The following is a 21,274-nucleotide window of genomic DNA, read 5'->3' as shown; positions in this document are numbered from 1 at the left end:
AACCTAGTCGGCCCAGGTCAGCTGACTGCACACGACTAACTTGGCTGTCGAAGGACACCCACACGGCACACGGCACAGGGCCGCCCGGACGCCGACATCGGCGGCTTGCCCCACCGGCCCCACTGGCCCTACCGGCCCCACCTCACGAAATGCGGCTCGCACCGCCAGCCTGGTGCAGGGCGGTCAAAACGCGCCGCAGATGCCGCTCTGCGCGACCTCGGGCCACCCACCCCCGATTGGCCTTGGCCAGCCCCCGCGTCGGCCCGCTAGCGTCGTCGACATGCCGCCTTCCCACCGCATCCGCATCGTCGACGCCTTCACCGACCGCCCCTTCTCGGGCAACCCCGCAGGCGTACTCCTCCTCGACGCCTTCCCGGAGGACACCTGGCTCCGGCACGTGGCCGCGGAGGTCAACCACGCCGAGACCGCCTTCGCCCACCGCCTCCCCGAGGGCGGCGAAGCCGACTGGGCGCTGCGATGGTTCACGCCGACCACCGAGGTCGAACTCTGCGGCCACGCCACCCTCGCCACCGCCCACGTCCTGAAGACCACCGGCGCCGCCGAAGGGCCCGTGCGGTTCACCACCCGCAGCGGCATCCTCACCACGACCGCGCACACCGACGGCACCATCACCATGGACTTCCCGACCGCCCCGCTCACCCCGGCCGAGGTCCCCGCGGGCGTCGCGGAAGCACTCGGCGCCGAGCCGCTCGTGGCGTACGACACCGGGGCGAACCTCGGCGACCTGCTGGTCGAGCTCGCGGACGAGAAGACGGTGCGCGCGCTCACCCCGGACCACAGGGCCCTCATCCAGCACTCCGAGCGCGGCATCATCGCCACCGCACGCGCCGAGGACCCCACCCGCGGGTACGACTTCGTCTCCCGGGGCTTCTTCCCGCGCGTCGGCATCGACGAGGACCCGGTGACCGGCAGCGCCCACACGGCGCTCGCCCCCTTCTGGTCCCAGCGCCTTGGCCGCAAGGAGCTGACCGGCCTCCAGGGCTCGGCCCGCACCGGCTTCGTCCACACGGAACTGCGCGGCGACCGCACCCTGCTGACGGGCCGCGCGGTCACGGTCATCGAGGGCGACCTGTACGCCTGACATCACTGTGGGGACGTACGACCGCGTCGTACGTCCCCGCAGAACCCAGAACCCAGAACCCCAAACCCCAAAGACCCGCCCCGCCCGCCGCTCAAGGCGTAGGCAGCCACCCCACCTTCCCCGCAAGCAGCGCGTACCCCACGAACGCCCCGATATCCAGCAGCGAATGGGCCACCACCAGCGGCCCGACCCGCCCCCACCTGCGGTAGAGCAGCACGAAGACCACGCCCATCGCCATGTTTCCGATGAACCCGCCGATGCCCTGGTAGAGGTGGTACGAGCCGCGCAGCACCGAGCTGCCGATCAGCGCGGCCATCGGCGTCCACCCCAACTGCCCCATCCTGCGCAGCAGATAGCCGACGACGATCACTTCCTCGAGCACCGCGTTCTGCACCGCGGACAGCACGAGGACCGGGTACTTCCACCACACGCCCGGCAGATCCTCAGGCACCACCGTCAGGTTGAACCCGAGCCCGCGAGCCGCCAGATAGAAGGCGATCCCGGTGCTGCCGATCACCGCGGCGATCGCCGCCCCGCGCCCCAGGTCCGGCCACGGACGGCTGCGGTCGAAGCCGATCGAGCGCAGTCCCGCGCCCTCCCGGATCAGGAAGTGCGCGACCAGCGCCACCGGCACCAACGCCGTCGTAATTCCGAACAATTGCCACGCGAGATCAAGCCATGGCCGCCCCGGAGCGGCCGACGCGTTCATGGTCGCCGCCTGATCCTTCAGACCACCCGGTTTGGTGACTGATCCGACAAAGCTGATCAGCGCGGACACACCGCTCGCGCCGAGCGAGAGCGCCAGGACCAGCAGTGTCTCGTTCCGGAAAATTCGTCGCGAGGGCCCCTCCGCCCGAAAAGAACCGGCCAACGGCTCGGGCTCCGCTTGCACTCCGCCTCCAGTTGAGTAATCCCGCCTCATCCACATCTCCGCCCCGCTAGGGTCTCGAAAGAAGGTACGAAGATCCTGCGCGACAGGCCGAGGGGGACGGGCGCCGATTGCGGGCGTGCACCCCCTCTTTCCTTGCTACATCACTCAAGGAGGGGCACCACCGCCATGGGACGTCACAGCTTGCCCGATGAGGACGGAGCGGTCGCACTCGACCCACGGCCGCGCACACGCGGTCGCGCCGTGGCCATCGCGACGGCCCTCGTCCTGGCGGTCGCGGGAGGCACGGCGTACGCCGTCCGCAGCGACCTGCTCTCCTTCGGCGGTTCATGCCGCGACGACTCGGTACGCCTCGATGTCGTCGCCGCCCCCGACATCACACCCGCCCTGCGTGCGGCCGCCGACGACGCGCGCGAGAAGGAAGTCACGTCCGACGGATCGTGCATCGACGTCCGGGTCACCGCCCGCGACTCGTACAAGGTCGCCGACGAACTACGGTCCGGCAAGGGCGGTCACGACTACCAGGTGTGGGTGCCGGACTCCGACCTGTGGGTCCAGCGCGTCGGCCTCGGCGGCAAGCAGACCAAGGTGACGGCCGCAGGCAACATAGCCTCGTCGCCGGTCGGGATGGCCATGGTGCCCACCGCCGCCGAATCCCTCGGCTGGCCCAAGAAGACGTACAAATGGCCGGAGTTGACCGGCGCGGCGATGAAGGGGGACAAGCTGCGGCTCGGCGCCGCCGATCCCGCGCGCAGCGCGACCGGCCTGCTCGCCCTGGCCAAGCTGAGCGCGTCGGCGAAGGAGTCGGGCGGCAAGGACGGCGACACCCAGGCCGCTGGAGTGGCCAAGGCGCTGTCCGCGCGCACCTCCGACAGCGACGGCCAGCTCCTGGAAACCCTGGCCAGGGACTCCTCCGGCACAGAACAGGGCAACCCGCGCCGCAATCAGGCACTGATCCTCTCCGAGCAGGCGGCGTTCGAGCACAACGCGTCGGCGGGCGAGGAGAACAGCCTCGACATGTTCTATCCGAAGGACGGCTCACCGCGCCTCGACTACCCGTACACGCTGGTCGACGAGGACAAGCTGTCCACGGACCAGAGCCGGGCCGCCCTGCGCTTCATGACCCTGTTCAGCGATGACGCCGGGCACGGCATCCTGGAGAAGCACGGCTTCAGGACCGGCGCCGACGACAGCCCTTCGGAGCAGGTCGTCACGGCTGCCGGCGGCCGTACGCCGCAGCCCTACGAGGACGAGGCGAGCGAGCCCCCTTCCGACAAGGAGCTCCAGGAGACGCTCGGCATGTGGACGATCACCGTCCAGAGCGCCCGGATCAGCACGGTCGTCGACGTCTCGGACTCCATGGGCGAGTTCGTCCCCGACCGGGGCCAGACCCGGATGGAAGTCACCAAGTCCTCGCTCCTGCAAGCCCTCGCGGGCTTCACCGACGAGGACGAGATCGGCCTCTGGGAGTTCGCCACCCTCCTGGACGGCAAGCGCGACTACCGCAAGCTCGTGCCGACGGAACGGCTCGGCGACCGCAAGGGCGGCGGAACCCAGCGGGACAAGGTCTCGGAGGCCTTCAGCGGCCTTTCGCCCATTCCGGGCGGCGCGACCGGTCTGTACGACACCACGCTCGCGGCGTACAAGGAAGCCACGTCCAGCTACGCGAGCGGCAAGTTCAACGCGCTCGTCGTCCTCACCGACGGCGCCAACCAGGACCCCGGCTCCCTCTCCCGCAGCAATCTCATCTCACAGCTGGAGGATCTCTCCGATCCCAAGCGCCCGGTGCCGCTCATCGCGATCGCGGTCGGCCCGAACGCGGACAAGGAGGAGGTCGAGCAGATCGCGGAGGCGACCGGCGGCTCTGGTCACCAGGTCGACGACCCGGCGCAGATCCACGCGGTCATCCTCAAGGCCATCATGGAGGCGGGCAGCAGCCAGGGCTGAGCCGCCACCGCGAACCGTTCAGCTCGGCACCGCCGGTTCAGCTCAGCACCGCCGGTTCGGGCAGACCCACCGGCCAGGTGTGCACCGGCTCCCCCGCGTGCATCAGCTCGGCGTAGCGCCGGGTGGTCGCGGCGAGCGCCTCCTCGCGTTCGAGGCCGGTCTCCAGGGCCTGGTGGTAGGTCGCCGCCTGCCAGGACGCCCCGTTCACCCGCCGCCTGCACCGCTCCTCGATGATGCCGAGATAGAAGTCCCTGTCGGCGGGCTCGACACCCCACGCGTCGAGCCCGGCCGCCGCGAGCGGCAACAGTTCGTCGCGTACGAGGGATACCGCGGGCACCTCGACGATCCCGCCGTACCTGCCGCGCCGAGGCCATTGCAGGCGGGCCTCGATACCGTCGCGGCACGCGGTGTCGAAGTTGCGGGCCGCGGCGTCGAAGGGCAGCCGGGTCCACACGGGCCGCGGCTCCTCGGCGAGTGCGCGTACGACTCCGTAGTAGAAGGCGGCGTTGGCGATGACGTCGGTGACGGTGGGGCCGGCGGGCAGCACACGGTTCTCCACGCGCAGGTGCGGGACGCCGTCGGCGATGCCGTACACGGGACGGTTCCAGCGGTACACGGTGCCGTTGTGCAGGACGAGTTCGCCGAGCTGCGGCACGCGGCCCTCGTCGAGCGCCTCCAGCGGATTCTCGTCGTCCATGAGGGGAAGCAGCGCGGGAAAGTAGCGCAGATTCTCCTCGAAGAGCTCGTACGCATCGCTGATCCAGCGCTCCCCGAACCAGGTCCGCGGCCGCACGCCCTGCGCCTGGAGCTCTGGCGGGCGGGTGTCGGTGGACTGGAGGAACAGGGGTGGCCGCGACTCGCGCCACAGCTCACGCCCGAACAGGAACGGCGCGTTGGCACCGACGGCGATCTGCGCCGCCGCGACGGCCTGCGCCGCGTTCCACACGTCGGCGAACCTGCCCGGCGTGACCTGGAGGTGCAACTGCACTGATGTGCACGCCGCTTCGGGCGCGATCGACGCGGAGGTGCAGGTCAGCCGCTCCACACCCTGGATGTCCAAGACGAAGTCCTCGCCGCGCGCCGCCACGATCTGGTCGTTGAGCAGCACATAGCGGTCGACGTCGGAAAGGTTCCCGGATACGAGATCGTGGTGCGCGAGGGTCGGCAGAATGCCGATCATCACGATGCCCGCGTTCACCTCGTTCGCTTTCCGATGGGCGTAGGCGAGGCCGGTGCGCAGTTCCTCGGCGAGGCGGTCGAGAACGCGTCCGCCCAATCGGTGCGGGGCGATATTCACTTCGAGATTGAACATTCCGAGTTCCGTCTGGAAGTCGCGGCTAGCGATGCGCTCGAGAACTTGCGCATTCAGCATTCTCGGCATTCCGTCGGGCCCCGCGAGATTCAACTCGATCTCCATGCCCATCAGATTTTTGGGCCGGTCGAACCGCTCCTCGTCCAACAGCCTCCGCAGCCCCGCGAGACACTCCCTGAGCTTGCTCCGGTACTGGTGCCGCTCAGCCAGGTCAAACGTTCCTGCTACGACCTTCTCTCCCATCGAAGCGTCCCCTCCTCTGATGGGCAGCCAATGATCCGGCCGCTGTGTCTCGGAGGATGATGCCCGGCAATGTGATCGATAACGCCCCGCACATGCCCCCGGCCCAGTACGCTCGATGCGGTGCTCGTACGGCACATTCACCGGGCATGACGCACGCCGGAAAATCACCACGCGGCCGCTGGTGAAAAACACCGACGAGAATCGGCCGTCCGCTCCCGCGAAGGGAGTCGAGGTCAAGACACCGGGCCCAACCGAAATCGGGGTAAAGCCCACAAAATTGCGACCGGATAATGCCTTGCGGGCAATATCCGGTGCCGTTAGACGAAACACTGCCTGAACACGTGTCGTATAAACTCCGCGAACGAGGCAGAGAGTTGGCGCTCGCGGTCCCCTGCCCCCGCCCCTCTGGCCCAGAGCAGACAGCGTCGTCCGCACCTGACCTCGTTCCACCGTGCCTGTCGAATGAGAGAGGCGACCCACCATGCCGCTGCAAGTCCCCCCGGCCCCCGCGCCCGCCCTGCGCAGCGTCCTCACGGCACTCGGTTCCCCGACCGCCGTACGCGAGGCCCGCACCCCGTCCCTGCGCGCCATCCAGGGACCCCTGAGCCCCGAACTCCCGCTGCCCGTCCACGTCATCGACCGGATCACCCCGTCGGGCACCTCACCCACCCGGCTTGCCGGCTGGCGCTTCCTGATCCGCTGCGGGGAGCGAGCCGTGGCCGCGGCGGACACGATGCTGACGCCGGACGGATGGGCCTTCTCGCACTTCTTCGAAGGCCCCTACATCGCGGCCACCGAGCGCGCCCTGCGTCACGCGGAGGCGATGCCGATGCCGTACCAGCCACGGCTGTTGTCCGTGCCTGAGCTCTACATGCTGACACTGTGGCTGCACGGCGACTGCACGGCGGACGGCGCGAGCGGTCAACTCGCGCCGTCCGACATCCTCGTGCCCCTGGCGCCCGCGCCCCTGGGCATCGCCGCCCACCGCCCGCACAGCGCCTCTGAACTCCTCAAGGTCATCACTCACCGCATGACCCCCGCGCCGCTGCTCGGCTCACCCGCCTGACCTCGCCGAACGTCCCGAGCCCCGCCGCCGTCCCGGCCGCGGGGCTCGGCGCCGTCCTGCGCCCATGCGGTTGCCCATACGGACTAGCCCGGTATGACCACACCGAACCACCCGAAGAGACAGTCCAGTTGAGCTGAACCGTCCGGGCGGGTGATACGTCATTAAGCAGTAAGGAGCGCTGCCGCTAAATCCCTGCGGATTGACTCCCGTAGGGCAACACTGGGACCGACCGACTAAACGGGGGGCGGCCATGAACACCGCATCAAGCCGCAGTACTGACGTCACAGCCATCACAACGCAGCGAAAGAACCCTTCCATGTGCCAGCACCAACCACCGTGCCCGACAGCCGACTCCGCCGACCGGGAAGCCGCGCTCCTCATGGCGAGCCACCCGGAGCAGGGCTGGAGCCTGCTGTGCAACGGCGTCCTCCTCTTCGAGGACACCGGTGAGCTGCTGCCGGACGGCCAGATCATCGCCCCGCACCGACCGCTGGGCACCGACGAGATCATGACGGCCGCTTGACCCGGCGCCGCATCAGCACGGACTGCATCAGCAAGGACAAAGGGGCCGACCCGGAGAGCATTCCTCCGGACCGGCCCCGACGCATGTCCCGGGCCGCGTATCAGTCCTCGTACGCATCCAGTGGCGGGCAGGAGCAGACCAGATTCCGGTCGCCGTACGCCTGATCGATGCGGCGCACCGGCGGCCAGTACTTGTCCGCTACGACGACACCGGCCGGGAAGACGGCCTCCTCGCGGCTGTAGCCGTGGTCCCACTCACCGCTCAGCGCGGCGGCGGTGTGCGGCGCGTTCCGCAGCGGGTTGTCGTCGGCGGCCCACTCGCCGCCGCCGACCTTCTCGATCTCCCCGCGTATGGCGATCATCGCCTCGCAGAACCGGTCGATCTCGACCAGGTCCTCGCTCTCCGTCGGCTCGATCATCAGCGTCCCCGCGACCGGGAACGACATGGTCGGCGCGTGGAAGCCGTAGTCGATGAGCCGCTTGGCGATGTCGTCGACGCTGACGCCCGTCGCCTTGCTGAGCGGCCGCAGATCGATGATGCACTCGTGCGCGACGAGACCGCCGGGGCCGGTGTAGAGCACCGGGTAGTGCGGCTCGAGACGCTTGGCGATGTAGTTCGCGGAGAGCACGGCGACCTGGGTGGCGCGCTTGAGGCCCTCGCCGCCCATGAGGCGTACGTACGCCCAGGAGATCGGCAGGATTCCGGCGGAGCCCCACGGCGCGGCGGAGATCGGTCCGACGCCCGTCTCGGGACCCGCGGCGGGCTGCAGCGGGTGGTTGGGCAGGTACGGAGCGAGGTGCTCGCGCACACCGACCGGGCCGACGCCGGGGCCACCGCCGCCGTGCGGGATGCAGAAGGTCTTGTGCAGGTTCAGGTGCGAGACGTCGCCGCCGAACTTGCCCGGCTGGGCGAGGCCCACCAGGGCGTTGAGATTCGCCCCGTCGACGTACACCTGGCCGCCCGCCTCGTGCACCTGGGCACAGATGTCGGCGACGTGCTCCTCGAACACACCGTGCGTGGACGGGTAGGTGATCATGAGCACGGACAGCTCGTCGCGGTGCTTCTCGATCTTGGCGCGCAGGTCGTCGACGTCGATCTCGCCGTCGTGGCTCGTCTTCACGACGACGACCTTCATGCCGGCCATCACAGCGCTCGCGGCGTTCGTGCCGTGCGCGGAGGACGGGATGAGGCAGACGGTGCGCTGCTCGTCACCGTTGGCACGGTGGTAGCCGCGAACGGCGAGCAGTCCGGCCAGTTCACCCTGCGAACCGGCATTGGGCTGCAGCGACACCTTGTCGTACCCGGTGACCTCGGCGAGCCGCTCCTCCAGCTCACGGATGAGCGTCAGATAGCCCTGCGCCTGCTGGGCCGGGGCGAAGGGGTGCAGCTGGCCGAACTCGGGCCAGGTGACCGGCTCCATCTCCGTGGTGGCGTTGAGCTTCATGGTGCAGGAGCCCAGCGGGATCATGCCGCGGTCGAGCGCGTAGTCGCGGTCGGCCAGCTTGCGCAGGTAGCGCAGCATCGCGGTCTCGGAGCGGTACTGGTGGAAGACGGGGTGCGTCAGGTACTCGTCGGTGCGAAGGAGGCCGCCGGGGAGCGTGTCCTGGGTCTCCACGTCGAGCGCCTCGACGTCGGCCTCGACCCCGAACGCGGTCCAGATCGCGGTCAGTTGCGTACGCGTGGTGGTCTCGTCGCAGGCGAGGGACACCTGGTCGGCATCGATCTGGTGGATGTTGACGCCACCCTCGCGGGCGGCGGCGACCAGCTCCTCGGCCTTGCCGGGCACCCGCACGGTCAGCGTGTCGAAGTACGCGCCGTGCACGACCTCGACGCCACCGGCGGTGAGGCCCGCGGCGAGCAGCGTGGCGTAGCGATGGGTGCGCCGCGCAATGGACTTGAGCCCCTCCGGGCCGTGGTAGACGGCGTACATTCCGGCCATGACGGCGAGCAGCACCTGAGCCGTACAGATGTTGCTGGTGGCCTTCTCGCGGCGGATGTGCTGCTCACGGGTCTGCAGCGCGAGCCGGTAGGCCTTGTTGCCGTCGGCGTCGACGGAGACGCCCACGAGCCGCCCCGGCAGGCTGCGCGCGAACGACTCACGCACCGCCATGTAACCGGCGTGCGGCCCGCCGAAGCCCATCGGCACACCGAAGCGCTGCGTGGTCCCGACCGCGATGTCCGCGCCGAGCTCACCGGGCGAGGTGAGCAGCGTAAGGGCGAGCAGGTCGGCGGCGACGGAGACGATGGCACCGAGCTCGTGCGCCTGCTCGATGAGGGGCTTGATGTCGCGTACGGCACCGGAGGCACCCGGGTACTGGATCAGTACGCCGACGACACCGCGCTCCGCGACATCGGCCGGGATGCCGTCGCTCAGATCGGCGACGACGACCTCGACACCGGTCGGCTCGGCGCGCGTCTGAATGACGGCGATGGTCTGCGGGAGCGCATCGGCATCGACAAGGAAGACACCGTTCTTGACCTTGCCCATGCGCCGCGAAAGCGCCATGGCCTCGGCGGCGGCGGTGCCCTCGTCGAGCAGCGAGGCACCGGAGGTGGGCAGTCCGGTCAGCTCGGCGACGACGGTCTGGAAGTTGAGCAGCGCTTCGAGGCGGCCCTGTGAAATCTCCGGCTGATACGGCGTGTATGCGGTGTACCAGGCCGGGTTCTCCATGACGTTCCGCAGAATGACGGGCGGAGTGAAGGTCCCGTAGTAGCCGAGCCCGATCATGGAATCAAGTACTTCGTTACGGTCCGCGAGGGAGCGCAGCTCGGCGAGGACCTCGGCCTCGGTACGGGCTCCGGGGAGATTCAGCGCCTCGGCGTTCTTGATCACATCCGGCACCGCGGCGGCGGTCAGCTCGTCGAGCGAGCCGTATCCCACCTGCGCGAGCATCTTTGCCCGTGCTTCCACATCGGGACCGATATGCCGCTGCTCGAAGGGAATGCCCTGCTCGAGCTGGGAGAGCGGAATACGAGGGGTGGCGGTCATTGCGGAGGCCTCCTGGTCTGACGCGACCTGCGAGGGGCACCACGGCACGGGTGCCCGGACGGCCTCCCCCTCTGTCATGTCAACCTGAGAGCTTCACCGGGCCGCGCCCCGCGAGAGGCGCCGTCCCGGCTTTCACCGTCGGTGAGGATGGGTTCCGGACGTGCCCGCCCGACGCCCGCCCTACTTTCCAGAGTGACCTCGTCCGTGCGGTACAGGGGCCTGAGAGATTCCGGGGAGGAGTTGCTCCTTCGGCGCCTCCGATGTCACCACCGGAGAGCTCTCCCGCACGGGGTCAGCAGCCATGTGCCAGCCTACCAGCGAGGACCGCGCCCGATCCCTCGAGTGGCCGCTTGCCCCGATGTGCTCTTTCGTAGTGAATACGAACGAATAATGATGAGTTACGCCTCACTTCGATGAGTTACGCCTCACTTCGACAAGCCGCGACCAGTTGGAGGGCACCGTGCAGACCGACATCGATCCGCGCAACTTGATCGGCCGCAAGGCGTTCGACCGGGACGGGGCCAGGATCGGCACGATCGACGAGGTGTATCTCGACGACGCCACCGGCACCCCGGAGTGGGCGGCCATACGCACGGGCCTGTTCAGCCGGGACGCGTTCGTCCCCCTGGAGCCCAGCGAGCTCACGAGCGAGGGCACCCTGCGCATCCCCTTCGAGCGCGCCCTGATCAAGGACGCCCCCGACTTCGGCGTGGGCCGCCACCTCTCCCCCGAACAGGAACTCCAGCTCTACCACCACTACGGCCTCGACATCACACCCCCACAACCCACCACGCCCCCGGACCAGGACTTCGGCAAGATCGCGGGCCAGGAAGACACCTGACCCCACACCGCCGGGCGCCACCGTCCCAAAGGGGCTCCCAAGGAGGCACCGCTAACCCGACGGACACCGCTCCGCACTCTCCGCACCAGGGCCCGCAAGACCCTCCTCCGTGGGCTCCACCAGCGGCAACGGCTCCGCGGGAACAAGCTCGGCGTCGTCCACCCGGAAGGTCCGCACCCGCCCGGGAGGCGACACAGGCGTCTCGAACCGCACCGTCACCCGCCCTAGCCCACTCCCCTGCACCCAACCGTGCCCGTAGGCGGCATGGCGCACATCGTGCCCCGCGACCCACCGCCGCGCGGCAAGCGGCACCTCATCGACGGACGACTCCTCCACCGCCTGCGCAGTCTCCTGGGCCGCCTCCCCCACAGCCTCGCCCTCCCCCTGCTCAGAGCCCTCGGCCAGAGCCCGCGCCTGCGCGAAGAGATCCTCCTGCGTGTAGTCGGCAAGCCCCGTGACACCCACCCCCAGGAGCCGCACCCCTCCCGTGGTGTCCACGGACTCGAGGAGCCGCGCGGCAGCCTCCCGCACCACCCCGGCGTCGTCGGTGGGCCCACGGAGCGTCTCGGACCGTGTCAGCGTCGAGAAGTCGAACCGCCGCACCTTGAGCACGATGGTCCGCCCCGAGTGCCCCGCCGCCCGCAGCCGCTCCACACACCGGTCGGCGAGCCGCGCCACCTCGCCCCTGACCCGTACCCGGTCATGAATGTCCACGTCGTATGTGTCCTCGACGCTGACCGACTTGGTGTCCCGCTCGGCCACCACAGGCCGCTCGTCCCGTGCGAGCGCCATCGCGTACAGCGCGCTCCCGTGCGACTTCCCCACGAGCCGTACGAGCTCGTCCTCGCCCGCCCCGGCGATCTCCTCCACTGTCGTGATGCCGCCCCGCCGCAGATGGTCCCCGGTGGCGGGCCCGACACCGGGGAGTGTCCGCACCGACATCGGCCCGAGCAGGTCCCGCTCGGTTCCCGGCACTATCAGCCGCAGACCATCCGGCTTGGCCTCCTCCGAGGCGATCTTCGCCAGCATCTTGGAAGCGGCAAGCCCCACCGAACCCGTAAGCCCGGTCACCGTCTTGATGTCGACCCGCAGCCGCTCACCGACCACCCGCGCCGACGCCGCGTCGTCAGCGACACCCCCCGCCTCCAGGTCGACGAAGGCCTCATCCAGGCTGAGCGGCTCCACCAGTGGCGACAGCTCCCGCAGCAGCGCCATCACCTGCTCGCTGATCTCCCGGTAGAGCCCGAAGCGCGGCACCAGATAGGCGGCGTTCGGCGCAAGGCGTCGCGCCTGACCCATGGGCATCGCCGAGTGCACCCCGAACTTGCGCGCCTCGTACGAAGCCGTGGCCACCACGCCACGCGGCCCGAGTCCGCCCACCACCACGGCCTTCCCGCGCAGGCTCGGCTTCGCGGCCTGCTCGGCAGACGCGTAGAAGGCATCCATGTCGAGATGCAGAATCGTCGGCGCGGTTCTCACACCACTGATGCTGCCCTACGCCACTGACAACGCCCCGAAAACGCCGCCCGCACGGCCCGCGCCGCCCCGCTCGCTCACACGGCCCGGTTGCGCCGCCGCGCGAGCTCGTCGGCAGGGTTCTGCCTCAGAAGTGTCTCCCCGGTGTCGATCCGCTCCCCGTGCAGCTGCGAGAGCGCCGCTTCCACATCCCGCCACACGACACCCACAGCGATCCCGAAGACCCCCTGGCCGCCCTGGAGCAGATCGTGCACCTCGTCCGGCGATGTGCACTCGTAGACCGTCGCGCCGTCGCACATGAGCGTCATCCGCTCCAGATCCTGGAACCCCCGGTCGCGCAGATGCTGGACCGTGGTCCGGATGTTCTGCAGCGCCACCCCCGTGTCGAGGAAACGCTTCACGACCTTCAGGACCACGACGTCACGGAAGCTGTAGAGCCGCTGGGTCCCCGACCCGCCGGCGGACCGCACACTGGGCTCGACGAGGCCCGTACGGGCCCAGTAGTCGAGCTGTCGATACGTGATACCGGCGGCCGCACACGCGGTGGGCCCCCGATATCCGATCTGTTCCTGTTCGGACTGTCCGGACGTGGCGTCCCCGCTCCCCTGAACCGCCATCGGCCTCTTCGGAGAGGGACCGGCCACGCTGCTGTGAAGCGGATACGGCCCGCCCATCGCCGTACCGTCGCCGCTGCTTCTCACGCCGACCTCCGTCATTGACCTGCCTTCTCGACGGTAGGCAGTCACCAGGGGCTCGTCAACGATCGCCACACTAGGCACGCCGAGTGATAATCACCCTGAGGGTGGTTTGCCGTATCGCACCGCCGGGAACGGCTAGCCGAATGGTCCGCCGGGACCCTCCGGAAGCGACGGTCGGCGACGGCCTACTGGCTGTTCGTACCGAAGTCCTCGGGCGAGATCTGGTCGAGGAACTCGCGGAACTTCTCCACCTCGTCCTCCTGCTCGTCCGGGATGGCGATACCGGCATCGTCAAGGACACCGTCGCTGCCGTAGATCGGCGTTCCGGTGCGCAGTGCGAGCGCTATGGCGTCGGACGGTCTGGCACTCACCTCGACTCCACTGGCGAAGACCAGCTCCGCGTAGAAGACCCCTTCTCGGAGGTCCGTGATGCGCACCTCGGTGAGCTCCTGCCCCACCGCCTCCAGCACGTCCTTGAACAGGTCGTGGGTCAGCGGTCGTGCGGGCGCCATCCCCTGCTGTGCGAAGGCGATCGCGGTCGCCTCCCCTGGTCCGATCCAGATGGGGAGGTACCGATCGCCTCCCACTTCACGCAGGAGCACGATCGGTTGGTTGGAGGGCATTTCCACCCGGACACCTACGACGTCGAGCTCGTTCACACAGCAACCCTAGGACGTGCCCGGCAGGTTTGGGTAGTCGGGCACCCCCAGAGTCAGGGCAACCGCACTCCGAGCGCGGTCTGCACGAGTGCAGAGTGCAGCTTTCCGGTGAGCCCGGCGAGCTCCTTCGTACGGGCTTCCGCATGTGCCCTGGTCTGCGGATTACGGTGCCTCCGCAGCGGCGCCACGACCTGGTCGACCAGACCCGCTTCGCGCTCGGCCGCCGCCTTCATGACGCGCAGATGCCGAGGTTCGATACCGAAGCGTCCGAGTTCGACGACGAGCGCGGCCACCGTCACCGCCTCCGCGTCGTAACCGCCATCGGGCAAGGGCACGATGAGCCCGTACGTCTCCCACTCGGCGAGCTGCTCCGCGTCGATCTCGGCAGCGGCAAGCAGCTCCGTACGGCCCACACGGGCCGCAGTGGGCTCTTCGGCGTCACTCAGGCCCCAGGCGTCACCAGGCTCGCGCTGTTGCCCCAGAGAGGGCAGTGGAGCCCTCTCACCGCGCTCCAGGGCGTCCAGGTGCTCCCTGATCACCTTGAGCGGCAGATAGTGGTCACGCTGCATCCTCAGGACATGGCCGAGCCGCTCGACGTCCTCCGGACTGAACTTCCGGTAGCCGGAAGGCGTGCGCTCGGGCTCGATGAGCCCTTCCGACTCCAGAAAGCGGATCTTGGAGATGGTGACTTCGGGAAATTCGTCACGCAGCGCGTTCAGCACAGCGCCGATGCTCATCAGCCGATGATCCTCGGCGGCGGTGCCGTTCCCGGCACCGCCCCTCGATGTTTGAAGCATGGACCTTCCTGAAGGTCAGATACCGACGCCCCGCTGGCTCGCGTAGAAGACCAGCCGGTACTTACCGATCTGCACCTCGTCGCCGTTCGACAGCGCGACCGAGTCGATGCGCTCCCGATTCACGTACGTGCCGTTGAGGCTGCCCACATCGGCGACGGTGAAGGACCCGTCCCCGAGGCGACGGAACTCCACATGACGGCGCGAGACGGTCACATCGTCAAGGAAGATGTCGCTCTGCGGGTGACGCCCCGCCGTGGTCAGCTCGCCGTCCAGAAGGAAGCGGCTGCCCGAGTTCGGACCCCGGCGCACCACGAGGAGCGCGGAGCCGAGCGGAAGTGCGTCAACGGCGGCCTGGGCCTCCGGCGAGAGGGCGGGCGAGGCGGTCTGCCCCGTCACCTCCGCGTCGTAGGCCTCGAGACCCGAGATGGAGATGGTCGAGGTCGTCTCGGACGGACGCTCCGGCGCGGCCCCGGCCCGCAGCGGCGCGCCGCAGTTGGAGCAGAAGCGGCTCGCATCCGCGTTGCGGTTCCCGCACCTCGTACACACCAGAGCCATGGACGGATCCTCCTGCCGCGGCTGCCCCGCGGGGGCATTCGATGCGTACGGATCGGGGGTAAACCCTCCACCCGTACTTGAGGTTGACGGTTCTCCGAAACCTATGCGGCCCGGACCGGCAGGGTCAACAGACGACGCGCCCTGAGCGCCCGAAATGTCACCGCCTGGCCCACCGACCTGGTCACGGAACATCGGGCGGTCGTCGCCCTGTCCCTCAGCATCTCCATGACGCGGGGCACGGTGCCGGGCGGTGGCAGGATTACCACTGTCCTCACGTGCACTCTTGCCGAACAACTTCGCAAACAACTTCACGGGCGATTCCCCTTGACCGAAACAGACCCGCCCGTGGGGCAGGACGAACCCTGATTGCACACACCGGCGTACATCGGCAGCACAGACATCCTCACAACGTCCGCACCCACCAAACAGTTTCCACCACGCACCACGGTTACAGTGCGCCGACCCCCCGCAACCTCATGCCCTCGACCGGCGGCCCCCATGCGCCCCCGCCTCACTGGGACGACGACCGAGCGTAGTCAGGCCGCTTCGCGGGTCGCAAGGCGTCCACCACGATCTTCTGCGCCCCCGCCACCGTGACGGTGGCCTGCTCCTTCTCCAGAGTCTGCACCACACCACCTGGGATGTTCAGCGCCGGCTCGAGGTCCTGCGGCTTGCCGATCACCTTGAAACGGTAGGGCTTGCCGACCTTGTGGCCGTCCACCCGGACACCGCCACCGTCCGTATCCGACAGATGGGTATTGGCCACGACGCGTACGTCATTGATCTGGATGGCCTCGGCACCCGCGGCGCGCAACTCCTGAATGGCGTCGAGCAGCATGTCCGCCTCAACCGACCCCTTCTTGTCATCGACGGTCAGCGTGATGCCAGGACCTTGCGCTGCCACGGTGCCCGCGAGAATGCCGAGTTGACGTTCTTTCTCGACAGTCTGCTTGCGGGCCTCCTCGGCCTGGTCCGAGCTGTTCTCCAACCCGGTGCGCTGGTCCTCGAGACGCTGCTTCTCATCTTCCAGACGCTGTGTACGGTCATCCAGTTCATCGAGGATGCGTACGAGATCTTCCTGACGTGCTCCCCGCAGCGCGCTGCTGTCGTTGTTGGAGCGCACCTGGATGGCGAGGCCGAGCCCCAGTACGAACAGCAACAGGGCGACGATGAGTTGGGGACGCGTGACACGGGGCGGCCACAGCGCCTCCGTCAGTCGCTTACGACCGGCGTGCGACGCCTGCTCATCCCGCTCGTCCCGCTCGTCCTGCTTGGGCGCCGCGCCGTGCTCCTCACCCTGCCCGTCGTCATGCACCTCGGCGGGAAGCTCCTTGCGCCGGTTGTCACTTCCGGGTGTTTCGTCCGTACCCATCCGCGTCACGCCCTGAAGACGTGTCGGCGAATGGCGGCGGCGTTGGAGAAGATCCGGATGCCGAGCACCACCACGACACCGGTGGAGAGCTGAGCGCCGACACCCAACTTGTCGCCCAGGAAGACGATCAGGGCGGCCACCACGACGTTCGAGAGGAACGAGACGACGAAGACCTTGTCGTCGAAGATCCCGTCGAGCATCGCGCGCAGACCCCCGAACACCGCGTCGAGTGCCGCCACCACGGCGATCGGAAGGTACGGCTCGACCACCGCCGGAACCTCGGGCCGGACCAACAATCCGGCCACGACTCCCACGACCAGGCCCAGTACGGCGATCACGATGTGCCCTTTCCTGCCTTCGGCTCTGCTGTACGTACGGTCACACTCGGTGCTGCCGGGAGTCGGACGTCCTCCTGGACGGAAATACTGGTCCTGACCCCGAAGTTCTCCTGCAGAGCATGCAGATACTGACCGTCGCGACTGTTCTGGAATCTGGTGCTCAAGTGCTGTCCGTCCCCTACGGCAAGCACCGTATACGGAGGCACCAGCGGCTTGTTGTCGACCAGTATCGCGTCTCCCGCGGCCCGGATCGCCGACAGCGCCGTCAGCCGCTGGTCGTTGATGGCGATCGCCTCCGCACCCGACTGCCACAGGCCGTTGACGACCCGCTGCATATCGCGGTCGCGGACCCGCCCGGTGTCGGAGAACCCCGCGCTCTCCCGCGGCCCGCCGCCGCCCTGATCGGCTTCCTTGGCGTCGTCCACCACGAGCTTCACACCGGGCCCGTGGACCGCGGTGTCTCCGGAGAGCAGGGACACCAACTCGCCCTGGCTGCCCCCGTGCTTCTTCAGTGCCTCGCGCTGTCGTTCGCCCACGTCGTCCCGGAGCGTCTCGACATCCTCTTCGAGGGTGTCGGCGTCCGAGGTCGCCGACTCGATCCGGTCGATGAGCTCAGCGCGTTCCTTGGCGACGACCGGAGCCGCTATCCGCGCCTCCGCGGCCCCCACCGTCACCACGAGCGCCGCGAGTACGAGCCCGAGGGCAAGGCCGAGCTTCGCCCGCAGCGGACGCGGAACACCGCCGTCACCCTTCGCCTTCTTACGGGCCGCCGCCTCGGCGTACCCCTCGTCCAGGCTGTGGTCCATGACGGTGGTCAGCAGCGACATGGAGGCATCCGGGCGCCGGGGGCGCGAGGGGGTGCTCCGAACGGGGGACTGCTGCGACATGCCGCACATCGTCGCACGTCACGGGCCCTACCTCCGAATGGCCCCACCGGCGTGCCGGACCGCACCTCTTGCGGGTGCGGTCCGGCCTCCGCGACCGGTCAGCGGCCCGCGCTGTCCACCACCGCGGACCACTCGTCGAGCAACGCCTGAGCGGATGCGTCATCGGGCCCCTCGGCCCACAGATGAGTGACGGCTTCGGCAGGGTCGGGAAGGACGAGCACCCAGCGCCCGTCGGTCTCGACGACCCGTACGCCATCGGTGGTGTCCACCGACCGCTCCCCTGCCGCCTCCACCACGCTCCGCATCACAAGCCCCTTGACCGCCCACGGAGTAGCGAGATCACGCCGCAGCACATGGGCGCGCGGGATACGTGCGTCGATCTGGCTCAGCGTGAGCTGCGTCCGCGCCACCAGGCCGATGAGCCGCACGAAGGCGGCCGTACCGTCGAAGACACTGCTGAACTCGGGGATGATGAATCCGCCACGGCCGTCCCCACCGAAGATGGTCAGCTCATGGCGCCCCACACGCGTCAGATCGTCCGGCGATGTGGTCGTCCAGTCGACCTGTGTCCCGTGGTACGCCGCCACCTGCTCGCCGATGCGCGTCGTCGTCACCGGCAGCGCGACCCGCCCACTGCGGCGCTCCGCGGCGACCAGGTCGAGCATGACGAGGAGAGCTCGGTCGTCCTCGATGATCCGGCCCTTCTCGTCGACGAGCGAGAGCCGCTCACCCACAGGATCGAAGCGCACACCGAAGTCGGCCCGCGCCGAAGCCACGATCTCACCGAGCCGCACAAGCCCCGACCTGCGTGCGTCAAAGGTCTCGGTCGGACGGGACTCGTCGAGCCCGGGGTTGATGGTCAGCGCGTCGACCCCGAGCCGCCCGAGCAGGCTGGGCAGCACAAGGCCCGCACTGCCGTTGGACGCGTCGACTACGACCTTCAGAGTCGACTCGGCCACACCTGTGGTGTCGATGTTGCGCAGGAGCGAACCGGTGTAGGCGTCGAAGACACTGGACGGGAAGTACAGATCCCCGATCTCTCCGGGGAAAGCACGCCGGTACTCCTGACGCGCGTACACCCGGTCCAGCTTCCGCTGACTCCCCTGTGACAGGTCGGCCCCACGGGCGTCGAAGAACATGATGTCGACGGAGTCCGGCACTCCGGGCGTCGTCCGGATCATGATCCCGCCGGCACTGCCCCGAGCCGTCTGCTGCCGCGCCACCGGCAGCGGTACGTTCTCCAGATCTCGTACGTCGATGGCGCTGGCCTGCAAGGCCGAGATCACCGCTCGCTTCAGCGCACGCGCGCCTCGCGAGTGGTCACGTGCCGTGGTGACGGTCGAGCCCTTCTTCAGGGTCGTCGCGTACGCCCCCGCGAGCCGCACCGCGAGCTCCGGTGTGATCTCCACGTTCAGGATTCCGGACACTCCACGCGCACCGAAGAGATGCGCCTGACCCCGGGACTCCCAGATGACCGACGTATTGACGAACGCGCCGGCCTCGATGGTCTTGAACGGATAGACCCGGACGTTGCCCTGGATAATCGATTCCTCGCCGACGAGGCACTCGTCGCCGATAACAGCACCGTCCTCGATGCGGGCGGCCCGCATGATGTCGGTGTTCCTGCCGATGACGCAGCCACGCAGGTTGCAGTGCTGACCGATGTAGACGTTGTCGTGCACCACAGCCTTGTGCAGGAACGCGCCGGTCTTGACCACCACGTTCGAGCCCACCACGGTGTGCTCGCGAATCTCGGCACCGGCTTCGACCTTGGCGTAGTCCCCGATGTACAGCGGCCCGCGCAGCACAGCGTCGGGGTGCACCTCAGCGCCCTCGGCGACCCACACACCGGGCGAGATCTCGAAGCCGTCGAGCTCGACGTCCACCTTGCGCTCGAGCACATCGGCCTGGGCCTTGACGTAGCTCTCGTGCGTGCCGACGTCCTCCCAGTAGCCCTCGGCGATGTAGCCGTAGATGGGCTTGCCTTCCTTCATGAGCTGGGGGAAGACATCGCCGGACCAGTCCACCGACACATCGGCGTCGACGTAGTCGAAGACTTCGGGCTCCATGACATAGATGCCCGTATTCACCGTGTCGGAGAAGACCTGTCCCCAGGTCGGCTTCTCAAGGAAGCGCTCGACCTTTCCTTCTTCGTCCACGATGGTGATGCCGAATTCCAGCGGATTGGGCACGCGCGTCAGGCATACGGTGACAAGAGCGCCCTTTTCCTTATGGAAGTTGATGAGCTCAGTGAGGTCGAAGTCAGTCAGAGCATCGCCGGAGATCACGACGAATGCATCGTCCTTCAATGCTTCCTCTGCGTTCTTCACACTCCCGGCAGTGCCGAGTGGCTTCTCCTCATTGGCATAGGTGAGCTCCATCCCGAGCTCTTCACCGTCGCCGAAGTAATTCTTGACCAAGGAGGCCAGGAACTGGACTGTCACTACGGTCTCGGTGAGCCCATGCCTCTTCAGCAGCCGCAGCACGTGCTCCATGATGGGCCTGTTGGCCACAGGCAGGAGCGGCTTGGGCATACTCGAGGTCATAGGGCGAAGGCGAGTGCCTTCGCCTCCGGCCATTACGACGGCCTTCATGTCGGAAGCGTCCTCCTCAATAGACGACGATCTAGCCGACTTAGCCCGCCAAAAATGGCCCGCATTTGTCAGTCACAGGCCTGCAAGCCTCTACAGCTGCCGAATCGGCAAGCTCAATCGGCCGTGGTGTCCGCAGTGTCCGCACGGACAAGTCGGCGGACCTGGACCACGTAGAGGATCCCTGCCCACCAGTACAGCGTTGTACCCCATCCTGCGAACGCCCATCCGAAAATAGCAGCGAGAGTGCTGATCCAGCCACTTCCATCGCTGAGAAGCAGTAGTGGAAAGGCGTACATCAGGTTGAAGGTGGCAGCCTTGCCCAGGAAGTTCACCTGGGGCGGCGGGTAGCCGTGCCGCCTGAGGATCCCGACCATCACCAGCAGAACCAACTCGCGCAGGAGCAGCACCGCGGTCACCCAGAGCGGCAGGATCTCCCGCCACGTGAGTCCGACCAATGTCGACAAGATATAGAGCCGGTCGGCGGCAGGGTCGAGGAACCGTCCCAGCTTGCTGATCTGGTTCCAGCGGCGTGCCAACTTGCCGTCGAGATAGTCACTGATGCCGCTCAGCATCAGCACCAGCAGCGCCCACTGGTCACTCTTGGGGCCGCCGAACTCCGGCCTGAGGATCAACCACAGGAAGAGGGGTACGCCAAGGAGACGCGCCATGCTGAGGATGTTCGGGATGGTGAGGACTCGGTCCGTCTGGACGCGAGTCTCCTGGACCTCCACCCGGGGGCCTCCTGTGGGAAACGAGCCGATGATGCCCCTGACCTTACCCTCAGTTGTCAGCCGGCAGTGCAGAGGGGTGGGCAAGGTGCAGAAAGCCGGCAGGAAACACAAAAAGCCGTGGTCCCTGGACAATAAGTCCAGGGACCACGGCTATAAAAGAAGTTCGGCGGCGTCCTACTCTCCCACAGGGTCCCCCCTGCAGTACCATCGGCGCTATGAGGCTTAGCTTCCGGGTTCGGAATGTAACCGGGCGTT

General features: G+C 68.0%; 18 protein-coding genes, 1 rRNA gene and 1 riboswitch. Of the genes, 5 read left to right on the top strand and 14 right to left on the bottom strand.

All coding sequences use genetic code 11. From position 1 onward, the window contains the following. The first annotated feature begins 280 nt into the window (after positions 1–280). Entirely contained in the window at positions 281–1,102 is an 822-nt protein-coding gene (locus ACGFSB_RS35915) for a PhzF family phenazine biosynthesis protein (RefSeq protein WP_393408358.1), read from the top strand. 91 nt (positions 1,103–1,193) lie between these two features. Here ACGFSB_RS35915 and ACGFSB_RS35910 read toward each other — a convergent pair whose 3' ends face one another. Next, positions 1,194–1,994, bottom strand: coding sequence for a CPBP family intramembrane glutamic endopeptidase (locus tag ACGFSB_RS35910; RefSeq protein WP_393408355.1), 801 nt, complete (start codon positions 1,992–1,994; stop codon positions 1,194–1,196). Between the two features lie 165 nt (positions 1,995–2,159). On the opposite strand from ACGFSB_RS35910, the gene ACGFSB_RS35905 reads away from it, so the two are divergent. Next, complete coding sequence (locus tag ACGFSB_RS35905; RefSeq protein WP_393408353.1) at positions 2,160–3,938, top strand: substrate-binding and VWA domain-containing protein; 1,779 nt, start codon at positions 2,160–2,162, stop codon at positions 3,936–3,938. Between the two features lie 37 nt (positions 3,939–3,975). On the opposite strand, the gene ACGFSB_RS35900 is transcribed toward ACGFSB_RS35905, so the two are convergent. Then, on the bottom strand, positions 3,976–5,493 hold the full coding sequence (locus ACGFSB_RS35900) for a glutamate--cysteine ligase (protein WP_393408351.1): 1,518 nt from the start codon (positions 5,491–5,493) through the stop codon (positions 3,976–3,978). 481 nt (positions 5,494–5,974) lie between these two features. Between ACGFSB_RS35900 and ACGFSB_RS35895 the strand changes: the two genes are divergently transcribed. Then, positions 5,975–6,559, top strand: coding sequence for a hypothetical protein (locus ACGFSB_RS35895; RefSeq protein ID WP_393408349.1), 585 nt, complete (start codon positions 5,975–5,977; stop codon positions 6,557–6,559). Positions 6,560–6,875: 316 nt separating this feature from the next. Beyond that, entirely contained in the window at positions 6,876–7,082 is a 207-nt protein-coding gene (locus tag ACGFSB_RS35890) for a DUF5999 family protein (protein WP_280922834.1), read from the top strand. Between the two features lie 100 nt (positions 7,083–7,182). Here ACGFSB_RS35890 and gcvP read toward each other — a convergent pair whose 3' ends face one another. After that, on the bottom strand, positions 7,183–10,071 hold the full coding sequence (gene gcvP / locus ACGFSB_RS35885) for an aminomethyl-transferring glycine dehydrogenase (RefSeq protein WP_393408346.1): 2,889 nt from the start codon (positions 10,069–10,071) through the stop codon (positions 7,183–7,185). 197 nt (positions 10,072–10,268) lie between these two features. Beyond that, a riboswitch (glycine riboswitch) is annotated at positions 10,269–10,366 on the bottom strand. Positions 10,367–10,531: 165 nt separating this feature from the next. Here gcvP and ACGFSB_RS35880 point away from each other — a divergent pair. After that, positions 10,532–10,912, top strand: coding sequence for a PRC-barrel domain-containing protein (locus tag ACGFSB_RS35880; protein WP_393408344.1), 381 nt, complete (start codon positions 10,532–10,534; stop codon positions 10,910–10,912). A gap of 51 nt (positions 10,913–10,963) precedes the next feature. On the opposite strand, the gene ACGFSB_RS35875 is transcribed toward ACGFSB_RS35880, so the two are convergent. The 11 genes from ACGFSB_RS35875 to rrf form a co-directional block, all read right to left on the bottom strand. Next, entirely contained in the window at positions 10,964–12,391 is a 1,428-nt protein-coding gene (locus tag ACGFSB_RS35875) for a DNA polymerase IV (RefSeq protein WP_393408341.1), read from the bottom strand. A gap of 74 nt (positions 12,392–12,465) precedes the next feature. Further along, the gene (locus ACGFSB_RS35870) at positions 12,466–13,089 is read right to left on the bottom strand and encodes a MerR family transcriptional regulator (protein WP_393408338.1); all 624 of its coding nucleotides are present in this window, start codon (positions 13,087–13,089) and stop codon (positions 12,466–12,468) included. 182 nt (positions 13,090–13,271) lie between these two features. Beyond that, positions 13,272–13,745: a bifunctional nuclease family protein gene (locus ACGFSB_RS35865; protein WP_006123076.1), complete on the bottom strand. Its 474-nt coding sequence runs from the start codon at positions 13,743–13,745 to the stop codon at positions 13,272–13,274. A 53-nt stretch (positions 13,746–13,798) separates the two neighbouring features. Beyond that, positions 13,799–14,542: a MerR family transcriptional regulator gene (locus ACGFSB_RS35860; protein WP_393408335.1), complete on the bottom strand. Its 744-nt coding sequence runs from the start codon at positions 14,540–14,542 to the stop codon at positions 13,799–13,801. A 15-nt stretch (positions 14,543–14,557) separates the two neighbouring features. After that, positions 14,558–15,526 (bottom strand): FHA domain-containing protein, encoded by a 969-nt coding sequence (locus ACGFSB_RS35855; protein WP_393408590.1) that lies wholly within the window; start codon positions 15,524–15,526, stop codon positions 14,558–14,560. 82 nt (positions 15,527–15,608) lie between these two features. Beyond that, positions 15,609–16,469 (bottom strand): DUF881 domain-containing protein, encoded by an 861-nt coding sequence (locus ACGFSB_RS35850; RefSeq protein ID WP_393408333.1) that lies wholly within the window; start codon positions 16,467–16,469, stop codon positions 15,609–15,611. 5 nt (positions 16,470–16,474) lie between these two features. Then, positions 16,475–16,807: a small basic family protein gene (locus tag ACGFSB_RS35845; protein WP_003988855.1), complete on the bottom strand. Its 333-nt coding sequence runs from the start codon at positions 16,805–16,807 to the stop codon at positions 16,475–16,477. Then, positions 16,804–17,703 (bottom strand): DUF881 domain-containing protein, encoded by a 900-nt coding sequence (locus ACGFSB_RS35840; protein ID WP_393408330.1) that lies wholly within the window; start codon positions 17,701–17,703, stop codon positions 16,804–16,806. Before ACGFSB_RS35840 ends, ACGFSB_RS35845 begins: the two co-directional genes overlap by 4 nt. Positions 17,704–17,792: 89 nt before the next feature. Beyond that, positions 17,793–20,288 (bottom strand): sugar phosphate nucleotidyltransferase, encoded by a 2,496-nt coding sequence (locus ACGFSB_RS35835; RefSeq protein ID WP_393408327.1) that lies wholly within the window; start codon positions 20,286–20,288, stop codon positions 17,793–17,795. Positions 20,289–20,401: 113 nt separating this feature from the next. Continuing rightward, entirely contained in the window at positions 20,402–21,019 is a 618-nt protein-coding gene (locus ACGFSB_RS35830) for a CDP-alcohol phosphatidyltransferase family protein (RefSeq protein WP_393408324.1), read from the bottom strand. A gap of 161 nt (positions 21,020–21,180) precedes the next feature. Beyond that, positions 21,181–21,274: ribosomal RNA gene (gene rrf / locus ACGFSB_RS35825) — 5S ribosomal RNA — on the bottom strand; the annotation flags it as partial.

The sequence above is a fragment of the Streptomyces sp. NPDC048441 genome, from assembly GCF_043200235.1.
Lineage (GTDB): Bacteria > Actinomycetota > Actinomycetes > Streptomycetales > Streptomycetaceae > Streptomyces.
The sequence above is the reverse complement of the archived record's forward strand: the minus strand, read 5'-3'. Positions and strand labels throughout refer to the sequence as shown.